The sequence below is a fragment of the Nocardiopsis valliformis DSM 45023 genome (genome assembly GCF_000340985.1).
GTDB classification, from domain to species: Bacteria; Actinomycetota; Actinomycetes; order Streptosporangiales; family Streptosporangiaceae; genus Nocardiopsis; species Nocardiopsis exhalans.
Window position 1 is genome coordinate 1 of record NZ_ANAZ01000073.1, and the last position, 2157, is coordinate 2157.

The 2157-nt window shown below is 62.2% G+C and carries 1 protein-coding gene; it reads left to right on the plus strand.

Annotated elements, in window-relative coordinates; all coding sequences use genetic code 11:
* Window positions 1-644 precede the first annotated feature (644 nt).
* On the plus strand, window positions 645-2027 hold the full coding sequence (gene ltrA, locus D457_RS0131545) for a group II intron reverse transcriptase/maturase (RefSeq protein ID WP_204367494.1): 1383 nt from the start codon (window positions 645-647) through the stop codon (window positions 2025-2027).
* Window positions 2028-2157: the final 130 nt, after the last annotated feature.

Here is a 2157-nt window from a genome sequence, read left to right on the forward strand (position 1 = left end):
GTGGAGGTGGAAGACCTGCACCGTTCGGCTGTCGCAGCAGCCGGATGAAGCTGAGGGCAGCCTGACCCGGGAGGTGCCGGGAAGGGCGGGAAGCAGCCCTGACAACGACGGGACAGGCCAGCACTACCGGATGGTCTGGGTCCGGCTAGCAAGACGGGAAGGTGTACGCGAGGAACCGGCGTCATAAAGCCTCATAAGCTTACCGCCAGCTCAAATCCGGTGGATATGGGTTGGGTTGCAGTGCGTCCCCTGTTTTTTCTCGACGGGGGAACTCCGAGCGGCGTTTGTTTCGCTCCCTTGGAGGCCATGGTGAAAGTCTGCGGCGTAATCATGGCGATGCTGCTGGGGCATAGTCGGGCACCTCACCCGTTGATCGATTCGTGGTGAACGTGGGAACCGGGTCGAGGATCCCGCCGGTGGCATCGGCCAGATGCCCCGGGCGGGTGGGCACACCGTCTGCTGATCTCCTCGGTACGGGGCGGAGGGCTCGTAGTAGTCCGAGCACGGGAAAGCCGTGTACATGGCGAAGGGGCCCAGCGAACCCACGCAGTTAAGTCAGAACGGAACTGTGATGTCTGGAGGCGCTGGTGAATACCGGCGAATCGTGGCCTGACCTTTCAGGGGCGGGGATGCGGGTACAGAGGATGCAGGCCAAACTGCACCGATGGGCGACCGGGGATTCCGGTCGCAGGTTCGATGATCTGTTCAACCTTGTTCATCACCCGGATTTCCTCACGGTGGCGTGGGGTCGGGTGAAGGGGAACAAGGGGGCACGTACCGCAGGGGTGGATCGGGTGATCCCGGCTCATATCTCTGACGATTTCGACGTTGTTGATTTCCTGGCCGAGGTCAGGGATCAGGTGAGGTCCAGGACGTTTGCTCCGCTCCCGGTGAGGGAGCGTCTCATCCCCAAGGGGGAGGGCAAGGTCAGGATGCTGGGCATCCCTACAGCGGCGGATCGGGTGGTGCAGGCCTCTTTGAAGCTGGTGTTGGAGCCGATCTTCGAGGCGGATTTCGAGCCGGTGAGTCACGGCTTCCGTCCCGGACGTCGGGCTCAGGACGCGATCGCGGAGATCCACTACTGGGGGTCGGCGAACCGCGGACACCTGTGGGTGTTCGAAGCGGACATTCATGCCTGCTTCGATGAGCTCTCGCATACGGCCGTGATGGAGCGGGTGCGTGGGCGCATTGCGGATAAACGGGTCCTTGCGCTGGTCAAGTCCTTCCTCAAAGCCGGTGTCATGGCTGAGGGAGGCAAGGTGCGGCGTACGATCACCGGCACCCCGCAGGGTGGGATCTTGTCTCCGCTGCTGGCCAACATCGCGTTGTCGGTGTTGGATGAGCATTTCTGTGCGCAGTGGAGCTCGTTCAAGAGTTCGTATCACAGGACGCGTCACCGCGAGAAGGGCGGGGCGACGTATCGCCTGGTCCGTTACGCGGATGATTTCGTGGTGATGGTGCGTGGCTCCCGAGAGCACGCGGTGGCGATGTGGGGGCAGGTGTCCGCACTGTTGGCACCTTTGGGATTGCGGCTTTCTGAGCGCAAGACCCGAGTGTGTCACATGGACGAGGGGTTCGACTTCTTGGGGTTTCACATCCAGCGCCGCCGCAAGCGTGGAACTGCGAACAAGTACGTCTACACCTATCCGTCGAAGAAGGCGGTCGCCTCCATTAAGGCGAAGGTACGGGCGTTGACCAAAAGAGCACGGCATTCGACGCTGGAGTCCCTGTTGCGCCGAGTGAACTGGGCGCTGCGGGGGTGGTGTGCCTATTTCCGGTACGGGGTGTCCAAGCAAACGTTCAGTTATCTGGACGATTTCACTTGGCACCGTGTGGCCTGGTGGATTCGTAAGAGACACCTGGGCCTGAACTGGGAGGCGCTGCGCCGCCGTTTCTTTACCGGCACTCCGGGATGGCGTCCGAAAGAGAATGGGGTCGAGCTGTTCCATCCGGCGAAGGTAGTGGTTACCCGCTACCGGTTCCGAGGCAGCAAGATCCCATCACCGTGGGACCAGGTCGTGATCTGAGAACCGACAAGCCCGTCTGGGGGTTCGTGGAGAGCCGTATGCGGGGAGACTCGCACGTACGGTTCGGAGGGCGGGTCGAGGAGACGGGTCAGGAGTGATCCTGATACCGCGCCTCGGCCCGACCCACCAC

Excerpts from the sequence above, each read along its gene's own strand:
- ltrA (WP_204367494.1), top strand. The coding sequence starts at position 645 with ATGCAGGCCAAACTGCACCGATGGGCGACCGGGGATTCCGGTCGCAGG.